The organism is Paenibacillus sp. FSL R10-2771 (assembly GCF_038000205.1).
Taxonomy (GTDB): domain Bacteria; phylum Bacillota; class Bacilli; order Paenibacillales; family Paenibacillaceae; genus Paenibacillus_AQ; species Paenibacillus_AQ phytohabitans.
Genome location: NZ_JBBOBM010000001.1, coordinates 210,873 through 233,744, shown reverse-complemented (window position 1 = coordinate 233,744; position 22,872 = coordinate 210,873). Strand labels below are relative to the sequence as shown.

At 53.2% G+C, this 22,872-nt stretch carries 17 protein-coding genes; 1 reads left to right on the top strand and 16 read right to left on the bottom strand.

All coding sequences use genetic code 11. The features are described from left to right. Positions 1 to 121: 121 nt before the first annotated feature. Complete coding sequence (locus NSU14_RS01080; protein WP_042139978.1) at positions 122 to 487, top strand: DUF2614 family zinc ribbon-containing protein; 366 nt, start codon at positions 122 to 124, stop codon at positions 485 to 487. Positions 488 to 594: 107 nt separating this feature from the next. Here NSU14_RS01080 and NSU14_RS01075 read toward each other — a convergent pair whose 3' ends face one another. The 16 genes from NSU14_RS01075 to NSU14_RS01000 form a co-directional block, all read right to left on the bottom strand. Continuing rightward, entirely contained in the window at positions 595 to 2,316 is a 1,722-nt protein-coding gene (locus tag NSU14_RS01075) for a glycosyl hydrolase family 18 protein (protein WP_340942216.1), read from the bottom strand. 179 nt (positions 2,317 to 2,495) lie between these two features. Beyond that, positions 2,496 to 2,927, bottom strand: a complete 432-nt coding sequence (locus NSU14_RS01070; protein WP_039310392.1) for a Fur family transcriptional regulator — start codon at positions 2,925 to 2,927, stop codon at positions 2,496 to 2,498. Positions 2,928 to 3,052: 125 nt separating this feature from the next. Further along, positions 3,053 to 4,978: a DUF4097 family beta strand repeat-containing protein gene (locus NSU14_RS01065; protein ID WP_256704045.1), complete on the bottom strand. Its 1,926-nt coding sequence runs from the start codon at positions 4,976 to 4,978 to the stop codon at positions 3,053 to 3,055. Between the two features lie 37 nt (positions 4,979 to 5,015). Continuing rightward, positions 5,016 to 5,489, bottom strand: coding sequence for a GNAT family N-acetyltransferase (locus tag NSU14_RS01060; protein WP_042139980.1), 474 nt, complete (start codon positions 5,487 to 5,489; stop codon positions 5,016 to 5,018). Between the two features lie 103 nt (positions 5,490 to 5,592). Next, the gene (gene gatB / locus NSU14_RS01055; protein ID WP_340942214.1) at positions 5,593 to 7,038 is read right to left on the bottom strand and encodes an Asp-tRNA(Asn)/Glu-tRNA(Gln) amidotransferase subunit GatB; all 1,446 of its coding nucleotides are present in this window, start codon (positions 7,036 to 7,038) and stop codon (positions 5,593 to 5,595) included. A gap of 38 nt (positions 7,039 to 7,076) precedes the next feature. After that, the gene (gene gatA, locus NSU14_RS01050; protein WP_076248502.1) at positions 7,077 to 8,534 is read right to left on the bottom strand and encodes an Asp-tRNA(Asn)/Glu-tRNA(Gln) amidotransferase subunit GatA; all 1,458 of its coding nucleotides are present in this window, start codon (positions 8,532 to 8,534) and stop codon (positions 7,077 to 7,079) included. Positions 8,535 to 8,559: 25 nt separating this feature from the next. Further along, the gene (gene gatC, locus NSU14_RS01045; protein WP_340942211.1) at positions 8,560 to 8,847 is read right to left on the bottom strand and encodes an Asp-tRNA(Asn)/Glu-tRNA(Gln) amidotransferase subunit GatC; all 288 of its coding nucleotides are present in this window, start codon (positions 8,845 to 8,847) and stop codon (positions 8,560 to 8,562) included. Positions 8,848 to 9,022: 175 nt separating this feature from the next. Next, entirely contained in the window at positions 9,023 to 10,516 is a 1,494-nt protein-coding gene (gene araA / locus NSU14_RS01040; RefSeq protein WP_340942208.1) for an L-arabinose isomerase, read from the bottom strand. A gap of 19 nt (positions 10,517 to 10,535) precedes the next feature. Next, positions 10,536 to 11,585, bottom strand: coding sequence for a DUF4432 family protein (locus NSU14_RS01035; protein ID WP_336101152.1), 1,050 nt, complete (start codon positions 11,583 to 11,585; stop codon positions 10,536 to 10,538). A 34-nt stretch (positions 11,586 to 11,619) separates the two neighbouring features. Further along, a complete protein-coding gene (locus NSU14_RS01030) occupies positions 11,620 to 12,498 on the bottom strand; it encodes a class II fructose-bisphosphate aldolase (RefSeq protein ID WP_340942205.1) in 879 nt (292 codons plus the stop codon). A gap of 13 nt (positions 12,499 to 12,511) precedes the next feature. Continuing rightward, positions 12,512 to 14,029, bottom strand: coding sequence for an FGGY-family carbohydrate kinase (locus NSU14_RS01025; protein WP_340942203.1), 1,518 nt, complete (start codon positions 14,027 to 14,029; stop codon positions 12,512 to 12,514). A gap of 9 nt (positions 14,030 to 14,038) precedes the next feature. After that, positions 14,039 to 16,108, bottom strand: coding sequence for a TIM-barrel domain-containing protein (locus tag NSU14_RS01020; RefSeq protein WP_340942200.1), 2,070 nt, complete (start codon positions 16,106 to 16,108; stop codon positions 14,039 to 14,041). Positions 16,109 to 16,142: 34 nt separating this feature from the next. Continuing rightward, positions 16,143 to 17,024, bottom strand: a complete 882-nt coding sequence (locus NSU14_RS01015; RefSeq protein ID WP_042139988.1) for a carbohydrate ABC transporter permease — start codon at positions 17,022 to 17,024, stop codon at positions 16,143 to 16,145. A gap of 14 nt (positions 17,025 to 17,038) precedes the next feature. After that, the gene (locus NSU14_RS01010; protein ID WP_371916306.1) at positions 17,039 to 17,947 is read right to left on the bottom strand and encodes an ABC transporter permease; all 909 of its coding nucleotides are present in this window, start codon (positions 17,945 to 17,947) and stop codon (positions 17,039 to 17,041) included. 18 nt (positions 17,948 to 17,965) lie between these two features. Then, positions 17,966 to 19,582: an extracellular solute-binding protein gene (locus NSU14_RS01005; RefSeq protein ID WP_076248497.1), complete on the bottom strand. Its 1,617-nt coding sequence runs from the start codon at positions 19,580 to 19,582 to the stop codon at positions 17,966 to 17,968. 41 nt (positions 19,583 to 19,623) lie between these two features. Beyond that, positions 19,624 to 22,866 carry a DUF6259 domain-containing protein gene (locus NSU14_RS01000; protein WP_340942196.1) on the bottom strand — a complete coding sequence of 1,081 codons (3,243 nt, stop codon included), beginning with the start codon at positions 22,864 to 22,866 and terminating at the stop codon, positions 19,624 to 19,626. Between the last annotated feature and the right edge of the window lie 6 nt (positions 22,867 to 22,872).

Sequence of the window (22,872 nt, the reverse complement as noted above, 5' to 3'; positions counted from 1 at the left end):
ATCAAATTTGGCGATTTTGCATCCAGTCAGTTATAATTCTCTTTACATAAATGATATTCTACATATTCATGTCAGTTCCTCCTGGACAACCGAACTATATTTCAGTTAGGAGATAATACTCATGAAATTTAAATCGGCCAAAATCAACGCTTTTCGCACCTGGGGACTGCTTCTTACGATGCTGGGTATGGGTCTTATGATTATGGGAACCGCAGGCATTGTATTCTGGGGGTCTGCAGGCAAGGTTGTCGCTGCTATCGGTCTCGTCATTGGTCTAATCTCCATGATGGCCAGTCTGGCCATCTACTTCTGGGCGGGCATGCTCTCAACCAGTGCTGTCCAGGTGGAATGTCCCGAATGCCATAAGCAGACCAAAATGCTTGGCAAAACGGACCGCTGTATGTTCTGTCACACCATCCTTACGATGGACCCTGCACAAGCCACAATTACCGCTGAAGAACTCGAAGTCCAGCAATTGAAGCAATAATCGAATTCATATGAATCTTTACAGAAATAATCTCCTGCCGGATACAAACAAAACGGGTGTCGTCCTCTACTGGACGACACCCGTTTTATAATCAATCCACCTAAGCATTATTCAGCAATTGCCTTGAGTGCTTCCCACGCTTCCGGATTGGCAAAGCTCCGATTCCATGAGGCTACACCGCCAAGGCCGAAGGACTGCGCCAGATTGACTCTGGCTGCCAGCGAAACTTTATCCTCGATCCATATTTTGCGCAAAACATCCTCTTCTTTGTATTCCACATAATTCTGTCCTGCTTCCTTATCAAGAACCGGTGTCAGCTTCTTCTCGGCAAGTATCTCCTGGACCGCATTCATACTGACGGCCTTGGAACTTACTTTGGTTTCACCTTTCTCGGTCTTCTCGGTCCAGATACGAGTGTACAAAGGTATCCCCAGAATCAGCTTCTCGGCAGGGACTGCATCCTCTTCAATAATACGGCTTATAGAATTCTTCACCCACGGCAGGGAAGCTACAGAACCGGCAACCGGACTAGCCGCCCAATGCTCATCGTAAGCCATCACAATCAGGAAATCCGACACGGCTCCAAGCGCCCGGCGATCCAGGAACAAGGACCACATTTCACTGTTTGATTTCGGAGTTACATCAATAGAGACAATCAGATTCCGGCTCTGAGCCATGGGCTTCAGTTCCCGCATGAATTGGGTTACATTAGGTCCGTCCTTGGTATATACATTCTCAAAGTCGATATTAATACCGTCCAGGTTGTACAGATCCGCATACTTCAGCATCTGCACAATTGTATTCATCCGCCTGTCATACGTGGATAGTGCCTCCGTAGTCAGGTCCGCCTCAAAGCTGTTGCTGAGCAGTCCCCATACCTCCATGCCCTGGGTATGAGCCCACTCCACATAGGCGCTGTCAGCCTGGCTGCGAACATTACCATTAACATCGATAATGCTGAACCATGTTGGACTAACCACATTAATTCCTGGCAAATCAGCGAATTTCGCAGGATTCGGCTTGCGTTCGTAGACTGCCTCCCAGAACATATTAACGGGCTTTCCTTTCCAGCTGCGTTCGGCACGGGTAGGAGCCACAGGCTGCTGCACTACTGTTCTATTCCCGTCTGCTAGAATATCATCCGCCTTGACGAACCCTGTATATCCGCTTTCCAGCTGCACATACAGCCAGCCTTTGATGTCTGAATTCCAGATTCTCACTGTGGCTCCCGGCGGCATATCAGCAAGGATTGGCGCATGTACGGAGGCTCCGCTGCGTAGCGCTTTGGTCCGTCCGCCTTCCTTACCCTTCACCTTGCCTAACGGCACCGTTTCGCCGGCAGTCATTAACAGAACGGCACCTGTACTGCTATCCTCGTCTACCTCAAAGCCATATAGGTCCTCCAGTGTATCAGCCGGAAGATATGTCACCCCATCCTTCTCTTCAGGCGCAAGACGAAGCTGCAGGGGCTCATTGTTCAAACTTGCTGCTGTTGAATCTTCCTGCATATATAAAAGACTGCTGTCTGTCGACAGAATCACAGACTTGCTCTTTTCCTCGTAACGGATAGATGAATCTACGTATTCCTGTAATAGCGGCAGTGGTAATAGCAGGCTGTCCCCTGTCCCTGAGGCTGAGTATCCGGTAAGCTCTCCCTTAACAAAAACAGGCTTCTCCAGCCCCTTCCAATCCGGATCCAGATGCTGACGGTTCGGTAATACATAATAAACAACCCAAAAGGCTGCGGCAGCTATAATGACAAGTCCCAATAAGCGGCGAAAAAGACTTCCACGCTTTTTGACGCGTCTTTGTCTCTGTCTTCTGTCCAAAATATATCCTCCAAACAGTATGATAAATTTATAATCAGATAGCACTTCTGTTAAGTATACGACATCGCGGCCCTATTGGTTGCGCCAAACTGCTGGAAGCTTTGTATTTTTGTAACAGCTCCATAGAAAAAAGCGTGTAGAATCCGCACTCGGATTCTACACGCCTGCAATTCCATATCTTAGTGCTGCTTCTCGTTGCAGCATTTGCAAACACCATACAGTTCCATACGTAATCCATGAATCTTAAAGCCTGTGGCCAATTCGGCACGCTCCTCTACCTCATGGAGAGAAGAATAGCTGAAATCCTCAATCTTACCGCATTCCTGGCAAATGACATGATAATGATCAGACACATTGGCATCGAAACGGCTGGAATTATCACCGTAGGTCAGCTCGCGGACCATACCCGCTTCTATAAACATCTTAAGATTGTTATACACCGTTGCCACACTCATACTGGGAAACTGAGGCTCAAGCGCTCGGTAAATATCGTCTGCCGTAGGATGATTCATCGCTTCCATCAGATACGTAAGAATTGCATGACGCTGAGGCGTAATACGGACACCGGTTGTCTTCAGTTGCTCCAATGCATGCTGTACGCCACTACCCATCCATGCCACCGCCTTTAATTATACAACTTAATAATAACTCTAATGTAATTGTAAGACCGGGCTTTCAATGTTGTCAACGAAGTCCTTACATTATATTTATTATTATATAATAAAAATTACTTAATTCAATATTTGCTCACATTTAGATTGCTGTTTCCATCCACACGAAGCTTGAACTCACCCGTTCCGATCTGGCCGGAGAGGTTTTTTTTGTCGATTACAAGTCCCGGCAGGTCCGTTACAATATCCCCGTACCCGCTTGAGCCCTCCACCGTATAATTACCCGTAAGCGGCAAGTAGAGATCGATATCTCCGACAGCACTGTAGATATCCCAGTCTCCGCCGAAGTCGTTCGAACGAATGTTGATTCTGCCATTCAAAGATTCGGCATGCAGCTTCGATCTGGCTCCGGCTACCTCCACATTGCCGTTCTTCGTGGAAAGATCCAGTGCATCTCCGCTATCCGTTGCCGATATATTACCGACTGCCGATGACAGCTTCAGAGCCCCGCTAACCTCCCAGGCCCCCATATCTCCACCGCTTGTAGTCAGTTCAACACTCCCCTGTACGTTTCTGGCGCGTACTGCGCCATTGAGGGTTTTACCTTTTACATTGCCGTAAATACGGTGCAGGATCAGCTCCCCGTTCCCTGTCTCCAGAGAAATATCGGAAATAGCCTCCACGTTCTGCAGAGTAATACCGCCGTTCATCGTGCGTATCCCCAGATCAAACCGTCGGTCCTCGGGCAGGGAAATGTCCAGATCTATCCGCGGCTGGCGTTTGCCGGATTCACCGTACGCCTTCCCCTGGGGAGTGATCTTGATCGTCGTGTCTTCTGTCACATCGACAAAAGACTGATCCGCTATGGATTCGGCAAGCACCCCGTCCAGCTGATCCACCCAGACTGTAGCTGTAATCTCAATATCCTCCACAGCAGCCCGGTGGATCAGAATATCCCCGTTAATCGCATCAATATTGATTCCGGAAGTATTCAGTTCAACTGGAACAATAAGCGGAGCCTTCTCATAACGGCTTCCTTCAGCTTCTCCATAATCAACTGCCGCTACAGTCAAATTAAGACTGACCCGGTTCCAAAGATGCAGATAATGCTCCTGCTCCGTTACGATAAATACGCATGCCGAGAGCAGGATGGCCGAGAACAGTCCGCGCAGGTCCATACGGGCTCTGGCAGTAGTGACGTTCTGGCTGCGGCGGCGGGAAAAGAAGTGGATCAGCAGATACTCCACTCCCCATAATACCGGAATAACAGGCCACCATTTCAGCAGCAGCATCATATAATCAGTTCCGTCACGCCAATCCATGAGCAACAGAACTCCGACACTAATCAGCACTGCGGAGGCAGTATATCTGCCCACACGCCGGCTCCGCCGTTCCTTGCTCAGACGTGCGCCCGAGTCCTTAGCAATCTCCCGTACACCCAGAAGCAGGCCCAGAATCATCAGCAGAACCGCTACGGTTGCACCTGCGGAGTTCTCAATGAACACTTGAAGCCAGGGCGGCTTCTGGCGGAAAAGGAAGAGCAGCGCCCCGCCAATGAGCAGCAGCAGACCAAAGGAAACTCCCGGCTCGCTGATTCTCACCCGGCGCCCTGTATTCTTTGCAGAATCCTTCATATCCGATAGTTCAGGGTCATGCTCTTCAGGGAACCGCAATATCCGGTCTGCAGACTGGAGCACATCGAACACATTATAGAAGTACAATGCCGGGATCAGGAGCGCCAGCAAAATTAGCAGCGGTACATTGATCTGCATTCCGATGGATGAGAAATACAGCAGCGCCACAATATCCAGCAGAATAAGAAAGATAAACGAAATTCCTTTACGGAGCAGCCCGAGATACAGATGTCCCGTGCCGGGAATAACTGCAGCCAGCAGGCCGGCTATAAATTTGCGTTTGCGGGGACGCCGCTTTTGGCGGGGAGGGATGTAAGGGGCATTAGGTGCTCCGCCAGCTTCAGCTTCCTGCAAATCAGCTTCCTTCTCTTCATCCTGCACGGGATTATTCTCATGATCATGTTGACCTGAATTCATCTCGGCACTCCTCCTTTCAGAACGTTTGCTTCGCTTGTCATTCAATCTTGCCGCTCCGGTGAAATTCTACCAGCTCCACACCCGGAGCTACCTCTTCAACACCTGCAGGAATAAACCCGTGTTTGGTGTAGAGCGTTACTGCCGGAACATTCAGCTTCCCCGTAGATACGATAAACTGTTCCATTTCCGCATAACGGGCAAAGATAAATTCTAACATTCTGCCCGCCACCCCTTGGCGAAAATGATCCGGACTTACCATCATGCGTGTAACGGTCAGCTTACCGGGAGCCTCCTCCATTACTGCAACAGCCCCCATGAGCTCCTCATTGTCGTCGAGACAGCCGTAGAAGTCCTCTTTAACCCGGCTCAGCATGTCTCTGGTCTCCAGCAGCGGCGGAATATCACGGAACCCTATGATCTCCGCTTCCAGGCGGTACGCCTTATGCTGAAGACTCCAGAGCTCATCCAGCGTTATCTCATCCTGCAGATCCAGCTTCACTATTGTATCCATCCGTACAGTCCCCTTATATACTGCAGAGGGCCTGCCGTTGCCGACAAGCCCTGTGCTCATGATTCTATGACTTATTACCCAATCTATTAGCCAAAAGCAGCCCCTAGCTGTTTAATACGTCAGCGAGCAGTGTGTTAACAAGACCGGGGTTTGCTTTCCCTTTGCTTTCTTTCATAACCTGGCCAACGAGGAAGCCGATCGCTTGTTTCTTGCCGGCCTTGTAGTCTTCGACAGATTGCGGATTAGCAGCGACCACATCCTGGACAATTTTTTTGATTGCCCCTTCATCACTGATCTGGACCAGCCCCTGCTCTTCAACGATAACTGCCGGCAGCTTACCGCTCTCCAGCATTTCTTTGAAGACGGTCTTGGCAATTTTGCTGCTGATGGTTCCGCCTGTGATCAGGCCTATCATTTCACCCAGCCCCTGCGGCGTAATCTTCACCTGGGATAATTCCAGATTATTGCTGTTCAAGTATCCCAGCAGGTCTCCCATCATCCAGTTGGCGACAGCCTTGGCATCCTGTGTGTAGGCCAGACTGCCCTCGAAGAAATCAGCGAGCGGCTTGGATGAAGTAAGGACTCCGGCATCATAGGCGGTCAGGCCAAATTCTTCACTGTAACGGGCCTGCCGCGCATCCGGAAGCTCCGGAATGGTCGCGCGGATCTGTTCCTTCCAAGACTCGCTAATATGCAGCACGATAAGATCCGGGTCCGGGAAATAACGGTAGTCATGCGCTTCTTCCTTACCGCGCATAGACAAGGTCTTGCCTCCAGCTTCATCCCAGCGGCGGGTCTCCTGGACAACGATCCCCCCGTCGTCCAGAATCTCGCCTTGACGGAACTGCTCATACTCCAAACCACGGAGTACGCCGCGGAAGGAGTTCATGTTCTTCAGCTCTGCCCGGATGCCGAATTCCTCCTGGCCTTCCGGCCGCAGGCTGATATTGGCATCGCAGCGCATCGAGCCCTCTTCCATCTTCACATCGGATACATCGCAGTACTGCATAATGGCGCGGATCTTCTCCAGATAGGCGCGCGCCTCCTCCGGTGAACGCAGATCGGGCTCAGAGACAATTTCAATAAGCGGAGTCCCCACCCGGTTGAAGTCAACCAGTGAAGCAAAGCCGCCGTCCACATGAGTCAGCTTGCCCGCATCTTCCTCCAGATGAAGACGGGTGATGCCGATCCGTTTGGTCTCTCCGTTCACTTCAATATCAATCCAGCCGTTCAGGCCGATAGGCTGGTCATATTGCGAAATCTGGTACGCTTTTGGCGAATCGGGGTAAAAATAGTTTTTGCGGTCGAATTTGCTGACATCGCCAATCGTACAGTTAAGCGCCATCGCCGCTTTCATCGCGTACTCTACGGCCTGACGGTTAAGAACCGGCAATACGCCGGGGTGGCCGAGACAGACCGGACAGGTATGTGTATTGGGCGGAGCGCCGAATTCTGTGGAGCAGCCGCAGAAGATTTTGGACTTGGTATGAAGCTCCACATGAACTTCAAGCCCGATGACCGTTTCATATTTAGACATAGATAATCTCATCCCTTAAAAGTTTTGTGGGCATATACTCAAACTGGTAGCTACATTTGCGGACGGGCCTTGTGATGCTCTGTATGTTGTTCAAAGGCATGCGCAACGCGCAGTACCGTACTCTCGTCAAACTCCTTGCCGATAATCTGCAAGCCGACAGGCAGGCCTTCAGCGAAGCCGCAAGGAATGCTGATAGCAGGAATACCAGCCAGACTGACAGGTATGGTCAGGATATCATTCAGGTACATGGTCAGCGGATCTTCGGTCTGCGAGCCCAGCTTAAAGGCTGTGGTTGGCGCAGTCGGGCCGATTACGACATCATATTTCTTGAACACTTCATCAAAATCCTGCTTAATCAAGGTGCGTACCTTCTGCGCCTTCAAATAGTAAGCATCATAATATCCGGAGCTGAGCGCATAGGTGCCGAGCATAATCCGGCGTTTGACTTCAGGACCGAAGCCTTGGCTGCGGGAGTTATGGTACAGATCCAGCAAACCGCCGCCATTGTCTACACGAACCCCATAGCGGACGCCGTCAAAACGGGCCAGGTTGGAGGAAGCCTCCGAAGAGGAGAGCAGATAATAAGCGGCTACGGCATATTCAGTATGCGGAAGAGAAACTTCTTCCCACACGGCGCCAAGACCTTCAAGAACTTTAAGCGCTGACAGCACAGATTCGCGGACCGATGCATCTACGCCTTCGCCGATGTATTCCTTCGGCACTGCAATACGCAAACCGGAGATATCGCCGGTCAGCGAGCTCAGGTAATCCGGAATGCTGACCTTGGCCGAGGTGGAATCCTGGGCGTCATAGCCGGCAATCGCCTGCAGTACATACGCGGAATCCTCAACGGTCCGGGTAATCGGGCCAATCTGATCCAGTGAGGAAGCAAATGCCACCAGACCATAACGCGACACTAACCCGTACGTTGGCTTAAGGCCGACCACTCCGCAATAGGAAGCCGGCTGGCGGATCGAGCCGCCGGTGTCGGAGCCGAGGGTGAAGAACACTTCTCCGGCCGCAACCGCCGCTGCCGAACCACCGCTCGACCCGCCGGGAACACACTCCAAATCCCATGGATTACGCACAGCGCCGAAGCTGGAATTCTCATTCGAGCCGCCCATGGCGAACTCGTCCATGTTCAGCTTGCCGATCGTTACGGCATCGGCCTGGCGCAGCTTGGAAACTACTGTGGCATCGTAAACCGGCTGGAAATTGGTCAGGAACTGGCTGGCACAGGTGGTGCGCAGACCTTTGGTGACAATATTATCCTTGATTCCGGCAGGAAGTCCGAACAGCAGACCGCGCGCGGCTCCGGAAGCCAGCTTGTCGTCTAGTGCTCGTGCTTGATCACGGGCCCCCTCTTCATTCAGTGTCAAAAAAGCATGAACCTTACTGTCATGCTCCGCAATGGCAGAAAGCGACGCTTCCGTCAGCTCACTGACCGAGACCGCTTTACTGTGCAGCATGTTATGTACTTCAGGTAATCGATATTGAAACAGGCTCAACTTGCTTCCTCCTCTCAGGCTTTAGTTATTCCAGAACAGCGGGAACCTTAAAGTGTCCGTCTTCATCTTCCGGTGCGTTAAGCAGCGCTGCCTCCTGGGACAGGCTCTCCTTGACTACATCGTCACGCATCACATTACTGACCTGCAGCACATGAGTGGTCGGCTCTACATTTTCAGTACCCAGCTCATTCAATTTCTCGGCATATTGTAAAATAGCATTCATTTGTTCGGTGAAGGTAGCCTCTTCTTCCGGGCTTAATTGCAGTCGGGCCAGCTTGGCCACATGCTGCACATCTTTGACGGTGATGCTCATAATGAATATCCCTCCTGTTTAAAGGGCTAAAGCGCCCGGATAACGTTTTTAATTATATTGTAGACGGCCTTACAATTCAATGCGCTTGTCGATTGAGGGAGATATATGCAGCAAAAGACCCGCACCTGCTGATTGTGGCAGGAAGCGGGTCTTTGACTGATTAAGCTTAATCCGGCTAATGATTCAACCTGTAATACAGGTCATTCCAGCGCAGCTCATTTTCAAGTGAAATCAAGGTGCTGGAGGCGTCGATGACAAGACACTCGATTCCTGCCATGCGCGCCCAATCCCGGAGCTGTTCACTCGTTGTGTGGAAGGAAAAGGCGAAGTGATGTGCACCCCCGGCCAGAATCCAGGCTTCCGATGCACGGGTCAAGGACGGCTGCGGCTGCCAGAGGAGGCGCGCTACCGGCAGATGAGGCATTCTATGTTCATTCTGTACGGCATTCACTTCATTGACGATCAGGCGGAACCGGTCGCCCATATCCACCAGGGTAGCATTGATTCCTGTGCCGCTTGCGCCGCCAAATATTAGACGCGCCGGAGCTTCCTTCCCGCCGACAAACAAGGGATGCACTTCAATCCTTGGTCTGTCCGCAGCCAGGGACGGGCAGATCTCCAGCATATGGGAACCCAGCACCATTTCATTGCCCTCTTGCAGATGATACGTATAATCCTCCATGAAAGAGGTGCCTTGATTCCCGGCCATAATCTTCATCATCCGTACCAGCGCGGCCGTCTTCCAGTCGCCTTCACCGCCGAAGCCGTAGCCTGCCGCCATCAGCCGCTGAGCCGCCAGCCCCGGCAATTGCTTCAGTCCATGCAGGTCCTGGAAGCTGGTCACGAACGCTGTATATCCGCCCTCCTCCAAAAATTCGCTCAGCGCAATCTCCATCCGCGCCTGTTCACGAATGGCTTCCCGTTCAGCGCCATCGGCACGTCCCTGATCCGTAAAATCGTACAATTCGGCGTATTCATCCATCAGCGTACGAAGCTTGGCATCACTTACACTCCGAACCCGTTCAGCCAGATCGCCGGCCGGATAACCGTTGACCGTCCACCCCAGCTTGATTTGCGCCTCCACCTTATCGCCTTCCGTCACCGCGACATCACGCATATTGTCGCCGAACCTGGCGATTCTCATCGTCTGGCTCCCGGTATAGCCCGCCGCCGTCTTCATCCACCCTCCGATTCTTGCACGCACCTCTTCATCCTTCCAGTGGCCCGCAATAATCTTTCGGGCCATGCGCAGGCGGGCGCCGATGAATCCGAACTCACGGTCGCCATGCGCCGCCTGGTTCAAGTTCATAAACTCCATATCAATACTGTCCCAGGGAATCTCGATATTGTATTGGGTATGGAGATGCAGCAGCGGCTTGCGCAGCTGGGTCAGCCCCGAGATCCACATTTTGGCCGGAGAGAAGGTGTGCATCCATGTGATCACCCCCGCGCAGGTCCCGCTGGAATTGGCTTCAAGGCAAACTCGCAGAATCGCTTCCGGAGCCGTAACCGTTTCGCGGAATTGGATCGGATACGGAAGGCCCCCTTCGCGGTTTAACTCCTCCACCATTTTCCTGGAATTCTCCTCCACTTGCTCGAGTACATCCTCTCCGTACAAACCTTGGCTCCCTGTGACAAACCAGAATACATAAGGCTTAGCCTGCAGCATATCAAATTCCTCCGTTTGTTCAACTCGTTTTGAATTTCAATTCAATTTCGTAATGAACGGCCTCTCCAGGCTCAAGCAGCTTCGAAGAATGCGCTCCGCGCTCTTCCGCTCTCCCCCGGGTCCAGCAATTGGACGGCTCGAGTCCCAGCACATGTTCGCCTGCTCCGGGCATTCTCCACTGCACCAGTCTGGGCAGCGTCCGCTGATCCCACTTCAGCTCTGCCGTCAGGCCTCCCGCAGAAGAGGATAAGCCGGGTACAGGAAAAGAAGGGCTGCTGATTTGAGCGCAGATGTATGTTTGCCGCTCCAATGGCTCATGGTAGTACACTTGTTCCTTGAAACGTTGATCCGGCGCCTGCCATTCATGTATCCCTGATATCTCCATATCATCATCACGCGGAGCACAGCTGCTCTCCGGCAAGATGATCCTGGTATCCTCTGCAAGCAGCGGAAAGCCAAAGTTGAAATGATACAGCATCAGATGCGGGGCCGGGGTAAAGCCTGCATTCTCCACGCTATCGCAAAGCTGCAAACTGTTCTCTCCAAGCCTGCTTGTAATCGTGCGGGTCAAACGCAGCTTATGTCCAAAAATGGACGTCTCCTCTACGACTCCCCGCAGGCGCATCTCATATTCATTGCCTTGCCATTCCGCCTGATATGAAGCCTGGCGTGCGGGTGTATGATGGATCTGCCCATGCAATCCATAAGCTCCGTATTCGTCCCGGCCGGCCGCACCCGCCTGTGACAAGCCGCAAGTCATCAGCAAACCGCCGGAAGCCGTCTGCAGCCAGTGATTCCCTTCTTCCCTGAAATAAGCAGCATGGGGATCGCCGTTGGCGGCAGACCAGCTAACCGGAATGCCGCAAAATTCAGCCAAAGAGATATCCATTCCTTTCCCGGGATGCACCCAATAGGAGAGGCCTGAGCCCGTCCGCACGCGGAACACTTCCTGACCGGCCTCCGGCCCCTCTCTCATTACAAAGGGCTGCACTCCCGCAAGCTGCTCTATTCGGCCAACTCTGGCCTCCAGCTCGCGCCGGGTCCATTCTCTGCCATAAAGTCTTGCCATACCGCCATTCCTCCTGCACCCGGGAAGGCAAGCCTCAGGCTTGTCCGGCACTCCCGAAAATTCTCATCGTGCGCACAATATCCTGCTGCACTGCTTCCATAGCCCATCTGGATATGTCATGATAATAGCTTTTGTGCTGCTTCGCGCTGTTGGCCGCCAATTTCGCCTGGAGGGTATTCGCCACTTCATGCGCCATATTGGAATAATAGTTGAGCTTGCGGATGCCGCACTGTATGGAGGTGATATAGGCGGCTTCATCCAGTCCGGACCCGCCATGCATCACCAGCGGCAGGCCGGTAAGCTCTTTGATGAGCTTCAAACGCTCAAAATCCAGAACCGGTTCTGTCAGATAAACACCGTGCGCAGTCCCGTAAGCAACGGCGAGCGCATCGACATCGGTATGTTCAATAAAGGTTTGTGCTTCTTGGGGATTGGTGTAAACATCGTCCGGATCATATTCTTCGATCTCTTCCTCCGCTCCGCCGCCCTCCGGACGCAGAATCTTGCCAAGTTCGGCTTCTACGGAAACTCCGAGCGCCTTGGCGATTTTGCTGATCTCATTGGTCTGGCGGATATTCTCCTCCAGCGGCAGATGCGCGCCATCGAACATCACCGACGAGAAGCCGAGCTGCATCGCCCGGATCAGAATTTCGTGATCCTGGCCGTGATCCAGGTGTACCGCAACGGGAACCTGCGCTTGCCTCGCAGCCGCCAGTATAATTGGAGCGATCACCTCCAGCGGAACAAGCGGAATATGCACTTCCGCAAAGGACAGAATGACCGGTGAACGCGCCTCCTCGGCCCCGGCAATGATTCCCCGGATCATCTCCAAATTAATCACATTGTACGCGCCGACGGCATAACGCTTGGCTTCGGCATCCTTCATTAACTCTTTCAGGGTCACTAATGGCATTCTTCAGCATCTCCTATGGGTTCGACATGACGTTATTCACTGCTTGATACAGCCGTTTATATTTGGCGTAATTCTCGTCATAGTGCCTACGGTTCTCAGGGCGCGGATAGAAGGTAGTGCCCATTTTCACCAAACGGCGGGCAGCTTCTGCATAGGAAGGGAACACTCCCAGCGCCACCCCGGCCAGAATAACCGCTCCTAGAATACCCGCCTCTTCGATATCAAGGGCGATGACGGCCCTGTTCATGATGTCCGCCTTGATTTGCAGCCACAGGGCGGACTTGGCACCGCCGCCGCAGGCTTTTAGTTCTCTGATACGCATACCCGCTTGCTCCAGACAATCCAGATTGAGCCTCATCTCATAGGTGACGCCCTCCATCAAGGCTCTGTACAGTTCACCCTTCGTGGTGTTGAAATTCAAGCCCGCGATGACCCCAACCGCAGCCGGATTCATGTATGGAGTGCCTGAGCCGGCAAAATGCGGCAGTACCAAAATGTCTGTAGGACCTTCTCCGGCGCTCTCGCCCATAATCTCATAGACACTCCGGCCGGACTCATCTGCCGCACATTTCTCTTCATAACCGAACTGGTCCCTGTACCACTTGAGCAGTGAGCCGCCAGTGAAATTAAACGCATAGGTGGTATAACTTCCCTGGATATAAGGAACCAGCGCCAGCTTGCTAAGCGCAAGCGCCTTATCATTGACCTGCATTTTATGAAAGACCGGCGTGATGCACTCTACGGTGCCAATGCCGTCTACGGCCGAGCCTTCTTCCGTGACTCCCGCGCCAATGGCAGCGCATACCTGGTCATGTCCGCCGAGCACCAGCTGAAGGTGGGCAGGCAACCCCAGCGCCTCAGCCGCTGCGGGTGATATATTGCCCAGCCGTGATCCAAGCTCCAGCGCCTGGGGAAATATCCCGCTCCTTAAGCCTGACGCCCGGATAATCTCCTCATCCCACTCAAGCCGGTGGACATCAAAGGCCAGCGTTCTGGACGCCAGCGAATAGTCGATTACCAGTCCTGCACCCAGCTTATAGAGAATGAATGATCCAAACGGCAGAAAGGTGTGAAGCCGCTCATAAATGTCCGGCCGCTCTTCCCGGTACCACATCAATTTGGAGAGGGTGTACATCGGATGGGGATGAAGACCCGTCTTGCCGATGATGTTCTCTTCTCCGATATGCTCCACCAAAACCTCCAGTTGCTCGCTTCCCCGCTTGTCAATATACAGCAGGCTGTTTCCAAGCACGCAGCCCCCGCTGTCGAGCAGAACGGCAGCCTCCCCAAAGGAAGAAACGGACAGTCCGGCAAGCATGGCAGGCGGTCTGTCATACTTGTTCATTGCGGAACTGATCACAGCTTGAACCGCTTCCCACACCCGCTGCGGACTCAGCTCATAACAGCCGTTTTCCGGCGATTCCATGGGGTATTCCCTGTATGCCTGGGCCAGCACCTCACCCGTTGGAGCCATGATCAGGCATTTCGTTCCTGTTGACCCTATATCTAGGCCTATGAGATCGACGGCCATGTCCCCGGTTCAGCCCCTCTCCCCATCCGGGACGTATTTCACACCGGCTATACTATAGCGCTCAGAGATTATGTCTTGTTCATCTATGCTCAGACCGCCTTCTTGGGTCACCTTAATTGTGGCAAAAGGCAGGCTCTCAGAAATCATGGAATAGCTTACTGCATCATCACATAAAAGCGAGCATTCCCCTGCTTCCGCACCGTACAGAACGGGCTCTACATTAAAAACGGTGTTGTCCCGGACACATAGAACGGGCTCTGCCCAAGGAATTAGCGCGCCCTGTTTGATATACAGAGGAACTTCATCCTCAGCAACCTGGCGGGTGATCCATTGTCCGCCGTTCAGCCACTCTCCGTTCAATCGTTCGTACCAGCGGCCTTGAGGCAGGTAGATTTTACGTGTGTCACCGTTACCATAGACAACAGGAGCAGCCATAAGATCCTCTCCAACCATGAACTGGTCGAAGCAATCCAGCACCTCAGAGTCACCCGGGTAATCCATCACCAAGGGACGTATAGGGGGTACTCCCTGCTGGCGGTATCTGCCAAATGCGGCATACAAGTAAGGAATCAGACTCATTCGGATTTGCAGAAGCTTTCTGCATTGCTGCGCCAGTTGGGGCCAATCCTCCAGCCATTCACCGGCATGGTTCTTGTCATGATCGAATTGCTTCCATGGCGGCGAAGGAATCATATAACAGTTAAGCACCGCCAGAGGCGAGAAAATCACAGCGCCAATCCGGCGCAGCAGCTCTTCCCTCGTTGCTGTCTGACGGACCTCCGGCGACCAGAGCAGGCCTGAGAAGGACGCTGTGGCCAGCCCCCGTACGAAGTCTTCATGATCGTAGAGGTCGCTGTACAGTACATAGGGATAGGGCGCCGCGAGCGCATGGGAAGCGCGCACCTGTCCATAGGTCCGGCGATCCGCTGCCTTGAACGGGGCGAGCATCGTTTGCTGATAGAGCTGGCCGAACAAGCTGTGCATCTGCTCCCCGTCCGCCCCTCCCGGAAAACGGGCGAAATCGGGAAAACCCCAGTTGCCGATATAATCGCCGTTATCACATTCATCCAGCTTGAAGCCTGACAACCCCGCCTCAATGAAGGGCTGATGGATGTCCGTGAAGGCTTTCCGGGCCTCAGCTTGCGTGAAATCCGGCACCAGACCGTCCCATACATAGCTGTCGGCCGAATAAGGCTTCAGCTCCGGGAAGACAGGACTATCAGGATGCACATAAGCATGTTCCCACAGATTAAGCCGGTACCCCATATCATTCAGATCCTGGATCAGCCTTTTCTCATCCGGAAATCTGTTGCTGTCCCACACATAGGTGCAGGAGTAGGCGTTCGTCTGCCAGCCGGGCTCCAGACCAAACATGTCGCAGGGCATCTCATCTTCCCTGATTTGCCGGGCTAACTGCAGGACATCCTCCTGATCCGCATGCCAGTCTGCACGGTACATGACACCCAATCCCCACATCGGAGGTAACGCCCCGCCGCCGCTGAACAGATTATAGCGGCTGACCGCGTCCTTCATATCCCCGCCGCAAAACACATAAATATCTACTCCTTGCGCCGCAGGGATATCCACCAGCATATTGCCGCTTCCCTTTTTCACTTCCCAGTGCCCCTTCTCGGTGCCTGCCGATTCGAAGCCTTCCAGATCCTGCTTGCTGCCAACTCTCTTGCACCCTCCGCTGAAAAAGGTCGCGTACCGGGCCGTATCCACCAGAATGGCATAACCGGCAGTACTTACATAAAAGGGAACCGGCGCATGGGAGTCTCCCAGATCCGCGGACGGGTCGGAATTCGTGCGCAGCTTCTTCTTGCTGCCGCTCTGTCTGAACGATTTAAGCTGTAAGCCCAAACCGTATACTTCCTCTTCCGGCTCCAAGGGAATCTCCAGCAATACGGAGCCCTGGCGCGGTTGAAAATGAATATCCTCCCTTAGAAAGGGAAGCGGATGATCTTCAAGCGCATTCAGCGCTTCGAGACATGTGACAGGCTTCAATACCGATACCGGTGTAAATTCTTCGGGTGTTCCGAAGGTCAGCTTAAAGATTCCGCTGGCAATTTTCTGCATAATCCATTTCTCCTACTGTAAATAGTTTTTGGAACTATCCCTTCACGCTTCCCAGAACGAGACCAGACACGAAATAACGCTGTAAAAAAGGGTATACACACAAGATGGGCAACGTGGCCAGAATGATCTGTGCGCTCTTGGTCGTGCGCGGTGAGATGCTGGCCAGGAGTGCGGCATCCTCAGACCTCACATTGCTGAAATCGAAGCTGACAATAATGGAGCGCAAATAGGTGGCGAGCGGATAGTTCTCGGTCTGGTTCATGAAGATCATTCCGTCAAACCAGCTATTCCAATGCCCTACCATAGCCAGCAGCAGGATGGTCGCAAAAGCAGGCAAGGACAGCGGGAAGTATAACCGCCACAGGATGGTCCAGTGTCCGGCTCCATCTATGCGGAAGGACTCATCCAGTTCCCGGGGCAGTCCTCTGAAGAAATTGATCATCAGAACGATGTTGAAGACCGCCAGGGCTGTCGGCAGGACCAGTACCATCATGGTATCCAGCATGTGGAGGGATTTCACTTGCATGTACAGGGGCACAATGCCTCCGCTGAACAGGATGGTGAACATGAAAAACCATACATAAAACGTCCGCATGCTGAAATCCCTGTTCTCCCTGGAAAGGGGATAAGCCGAAATAAAAGTAACCAGCATCTGCAGGGCGCTCCCTACAAGCACCCGGATCACAGCCACGCCCAAGGATCTTAGGAATTCCGGACGGGTAGCGATAAATTTATAAGCGTCCAGTGAAAAGTCCGACGGAAAAAACCGTACCTTCCCCATCGCCACCGCCGAGGCGGAGCTGAAGGAAATGGCTAACGTATTGACAATCGGCGCAATGCAGAGGATTCCCAAGAGAATGAGAAACACTTTGTTGAATACTGCGAACACGGTGCTGCCGTTCAAACGGTATTTCACCCTTGCTCCCCCTTTCAAAAAATGCGGTAATCGGCAAACTTATAAGCCATATAATAGGAAACTGAAATAAGTACTCCGGACACCAGGGATTTAAACAGTCCTACGGCTGTCGCTACGCTGTACTGCGCCTGATTGAAGGCCAGCCGGTAGACCAGCGTATCCAGGATATCGCCGGAATCGACCACCAGCGGATTGAGCAGCATGAATACCTGCTCAAACCCGGCGTTCAGCACATTGCCGAGACTCAGAGTAGCCAGAAGAATGATTGTGGGACGAATGCCGGGCAGCGTAACATGCCAGATCTGCCGCCAGCGGCTGGCTCCGTCAATCATGGCCGCTTCATATAAATCCGGATTGATGGAGGTTAGCGCAGCCATATAGATAATCGTATTGAAGCCAAAGTTCTTCCACACTTCAGTAGTGACCAGTACGCCGGGAAACAGCCGGTTGCTGGACAGGAAGCCCACCGGCTCTCCGCCAAAGGCCTGGATGAGGCTGTTAATCACCCCCTCCAGACTGAGGACATCCAGGATAATGCCGCCCAAAACCACCCAGGACAGGAAATAAGGCAGGTACATCGCAGTTTGCAGCACCCGTTTCAGCCTCTGGCCGCGCATTTCGTTCAGCAGCAGCGCAACAACGATAGGCACAATCAATGAAAATACAATTTTCAAAATCGAGATATAGATCGTGTTATACATGACTTGCCCGAAGCGGGGCATGGAAATAATATATTTGAAATTGTCCATCCCGACCCACGGACCCTCAAGCCAGCCCTTGAACACGCTAAAGTTCTGGAAGGCCATGACAATCCCCATCATCGGGATATAGCAGAATAGAACGGCCAGTATAATTCCCGGTATCAAAAACAAATGATACGGCAACTCATGTCTGAAGCGGCTCTTCAGGTGCAATGCTCTCACAATAGGCTACCCCTTTCATCACAAGCTGGCGTTGATCTCGTCCAGAATCTGCTGGCCGCCCAGCTTGTGCCACTCGGATACGAAAGTATCGAATGCATCAATAGGCTCTGCACCCATGATGATCTTCGTGAAAATTTCACGTTCATAATCGCCCAGAATGCCCATTTTATTCAGCATCGTTTCTGTGGTGCCTCCATAAGCCTGGGGAATCAGATGATCCGTGCCATAGCCCTCCACAATCGTTTTGAAGGCTTTGACCTGGTGATACTCCATATAGCCGGTCCCCTTGCCGTCCAGATAAGCTATGCTCGGTTCGTATTTCCCCGTCTCGGTCAGAGCCTGATCCAGCTTGCTGGGATCGCGCTTCTCGATGGCTTCGATCAGGTATTCCAAAGATTTCACGGTAGCATCATCGGTCGTAAGAGTCCGGGCCAGAGACAAGTGCCCCTGTTCCACAATGGTCTGCCCTTTTTCGAAAGCAAAGAATTTCTTGACCTCGGGATCATTCCGGTTCGGACCGTAAGCCATCTCGTTGTAATCATTCAACAATTGGACGAGAATTTCGGGATGCTTATAGTCTTTGTTCACCGCGTAATAGCTCACCACGGTTGTGCCTACATTGGCAAACACATCCTGCCCGTCGGCGCTCGGGGCCGCCAGTGGGGTCCAGACCATATCCGGCTGGCCCTCCAGGCCCGTGCCGTACATGTATACATTCCAGCAGCGTCCATAGCTGATGCCGTATTTGCCGCCGCTGACCTCCTCCGTTACCTTGGTCGTATCCTTCATGCCAAACTCAGGATCAATCAGGCCGGCCTGATACATTTCTCTGAGCTTAGCCAAGGCATTCTTCATTTCAGGCTGCACGCTGCCGTAGGTGATTTTGCCGTCATCTCCTTTGAGCCAGCTCTGCGGATAGGCATGGTAGCCGTTGAAGAATCCGGTGGTGGAGGTAATCCCGTCGAATAACCAGTTGCTGAACGCCAGCCCGCCGGTGTCGTCGATGCCGTTGCCGTCCGGGTCCTGTTCCTTGAAGGCCTTGGCCACCGCAATCACATCGTCAATGGTCTTCGGCACAGGCAGGTTCAGCTTATCCAGCCAGTCCTGCCGCACCCACAGCAGACTGGGTTCATAGATGACCGAGGTCGTGTAGGGCAAAGCCATGAGCTTGCCGTCAAAGGTAGCCGAATCCATCGCAAGGCCGCCGTCACCGGTGAGAATCTCCTTCGTCAAATCAGAAGCATGCTCCTCGAAAACATCGGTCAGATCCGCTGTCATACCGGCCTTTACCATGGTCTCCAGCTGGTTGGTGGAGGCTTCGATGACGATATCCGGAATCGATCCCGAGGCAATGACGATGTTCAGCTTCTCATTGTATTCATTCTGCAGAGCTGTCCATTCGTGTATGACGTTCAGATTGAACTTGTCAGCATAATGCCGGTACCAGATGTTGTTCGCAAAATCATCCCCTGCGGGATACCCCCAGGTGGGCAGGGAATAACGGCCTACCCGCAGGTCAATGGGTTGCTTGGGATCGGCACTGGAGCTGGCAGTGTCTTTGGTATTGGATGGTGAGCTGCAGGCTGTCAGGGCCAAAAGAACGGTACTAATAGATAAAGCGGCAATTTTTCTCATGATTTTGCTTCCCCCTCATATTCGGTTTCTGCATGATCTCTTTATTGCACAATCAGAGCCGGCTGGCCCCAGAAGGCCCGGTCATATCCGTAATCGCCCAAAGAATCGGTGATCAGGGTGATGATGACCGAAGTTCCGGCATATTCGGCCAGCGGGATACTGAACGGCGTCCAGGCCCCGCCCGGCATCATATCCTGCGACCACTTTACGGTTCCGTTCACCGCTATGCGGAAGCCGGCGCCCTGGGAGTCATCCGATCCGTCCTTAATGCCGGCGAATCCCTGCAGTACAGCCTGCGTGTCTGCGGGCAAATTCAAGGCATATTCAATATGCGTCTGCCCGTGCTGCGGCGGGTGGGCATCCAGCCCCTGCTTCTCAAGACCGAGTACAGAGCCGCTTCCCGGGAATCCGCCGAACGGAGACTGGGCTTGCCCTTCGCTTCCGTCCTCGAACACCAGGCTCGAATGATATGGAGCGCCGGGTAACGATAATGGCAGCTGCACAGGAGCAGACACGTTGTGAATCAGATACACCGTACCCGAGGCAGGTGCTGTAATTTCGTAGTGATTGTTACCTAGACTTACAGACGAGGCTGCTCCGTAGCTGGATTGCACCACAGTTAAGGGCAGCGGGCTGTTCACCTTGAAGCTTACGCTGCGGTTGCCGCCGTAAGTTGCAACGGCTACCGTCGGCGCCACCCATACGGCAGAATCATTGTCCACCGTCACACCGGGATGCGTCTCCAGCCGGAGGGTCACTTCTTTGCCTGCTAATTCCGACAAATCCAGCTCCATGGCTGTAGGTGAGGCACTTCTGCTGAACTGCTCTTCACTCAGCACCGTACGGTCCCCAGGCGCTTCTGCCTTATCCCAGGCGGATACCTTGAAGGTGACACCGTCACTGCTCGCAACGTTCTGCTCGGAGCCCAGCTGCACACCCGCTTGAAAGCTCGCTGCCGCTGCTGCGGGCAGACTGATGTCAAATTCCAGCCAGGTATGCCCGCCCTGCCACTGTCCTGCGTAAGGCGGATGGGCCAGGATCCGGTCGCCCCAGTGCTGCACAGTTCCTCCTCCGGGGAAGGAGTAGGAGAATCCGCCCGTGGTAGGGAACGGGGCAGCGGTAGTATGGACGGTACCGTCTCCCAGAACCTCTCCTGCTCTAACCGGTCCCTCGTAATTCAGCAGATCTATATCACCGGACTGAAGCTTGTCGTCCATAACGATGGTGGTGTGGGTGGACCGGCTGGACAGCCGTTTCAGCGCCACATCCTCCGGCCACTCATAGACATGGAATCCCTCGGGATCACGGACCTGGTTCAAATACAGATACGTTTTGTCCGGGTCCAGCCCGAACAGCTTCTGTTCATCATAGAGCAGCCACCCCGGAATGCTTCCCGGCAACGGATAGGTCTCTGCCCCGTACAAATAACGCATGATGTCGGTGCCCCCGCCGGAAGGGTTCCCGTCGTAGGCGGTCAGCTTCTCGCCATAGGAATCGCGCACATATTTGGCAATGCCGCCGTTTGCTGTCCTGAAAGCAAACAGAGTGGGATCAGACATATTGCTGAAATCAGCTGTAGGCTGTGCACTCTGGTACCAGCCCGCTTCATCCAGCAATTGTTCCATCAGCGGCGTAGGATTGGCGATCTGGCCCAGATTAGGTCTTGTGAGCATCGGAATAGCCCCCAGCCGGTTCTGAACAACCTTATGCCAGGCCATGAAATAATCCTCCGTGATCGGGTTCGCATGATCGGGATGACCGTAAATGGTCGTATACGGGGCAAAAATCGCTGAGCTGGCCGGAACCACCTGACTGATTTTGCTGTCATCCCATGTTCCGCTCGCGGAGAAGATTCCATAGGCATGGCGCTGCGCAAAGGACTCGTACCGTGTCGTGATTTCATTCAGGCTCTCCCCGCCCAAGGCGATATCCGGCAGCGCTTCTCTAAGCTCGCGGTGCAGGGCGATATTGCCTTGCATCATGTTGTTGCCGTCAATCAGGCCGTTGGCATCGTTATACATGAGCAGCGACTGGTCCAGGTGCAGCGCGTCCGGTCCGACCTCATTCACCAGGGCAGTCATCTTGTTAACGAAGAGTTCCCGCCACGCCTCCGCCGCCGGATTAATAACGGCAAATGAAATCTGTTCCGATCCTGCTGTATACTCCCAGCGCTTCCTCTCCAGCGTGAACGGATCTTTCACCTGATAGGGCTGCATCTGTGTATAATTCTCGTTGTTAAATGATGTTCCAAATATATTTACATACAGCATGACGCGGAATCCCAGCGCCTGGGCAGCGTCGATCCTGGCTGCGATATCCGGCTTCGGCTCATAATTGGGAAAATTCACATCATAGGGGTCTGCTCTCCAGCCGGGAACAACCAGCAGCGTCCGCTCCGCATCTACCCGCTGTGCAAGCTCCTCAAGCATCGGCTGGTCTTCCAGATCCGTCAGCACCGTGAATCCGATATCCTTGGCCCAATCCGGTGCCTTCGCGGAAGATTCAGCTAACCCGAAGGCACCATCTGCCCACTCCCGGTACATCGCGGATCCTTTTGCCCAGTCACCGGCGTAGGCTATAAGCCGCCAATCGGTGGAGACCGCCTTGGTCGTTTGCTGAAATGGAGCGGGCGCTTGCGTCTCTATACCTACATAGAAGCTGCCATTCTCATGCTTCACATGCAATGTTTTGAAGAAACCGGCATTGTCATCCGCATGAACCAGCAGTCCGCCCTCTGCCCCCTGCACAAGAAACATCTGCGCCTCCCAGACATCGGGATAGGTGAACTGGGAGAAGCCATAGGCGGCGTCCGGTGATTCGGCAGTGAGCCGGATCCCGCCCAGTGCGGGAATAATCAGATCATACGTATCGGGGATAATGAATCCCCATTGCACGCCCGATATGCCTGGCTGCTCTGTCTGCGCATGCTGGCTGACGGTCAAGGTACCGTCATATTTACGGGCAACCGTTGTCTCCAGCTCAGCCAGCGAAGTGCCCGACCCCCAGGTGTGTTCATAGGTGACATGCCCTCTCTTCGCTGAAACGGTAGAAGCAGCCGTATCATTCCACAGATTGTTCTGCGCCAGATGGCGGATACCGGTCAGCTTGCCTTCGTTGCCGCGGGCCAGGTTTATCGTGCCATAAGTGAAGTCGATGGCGGCCGTGCCGGAATCAATCGTCACCTTTACATTAGCCGTATCTGCAGAACTAAAGCCCGGCAGACTGCTATATAAAAGGATACACGCCACACATACCATCACTGTTCTTCTTACAACATTGATCATTACCTA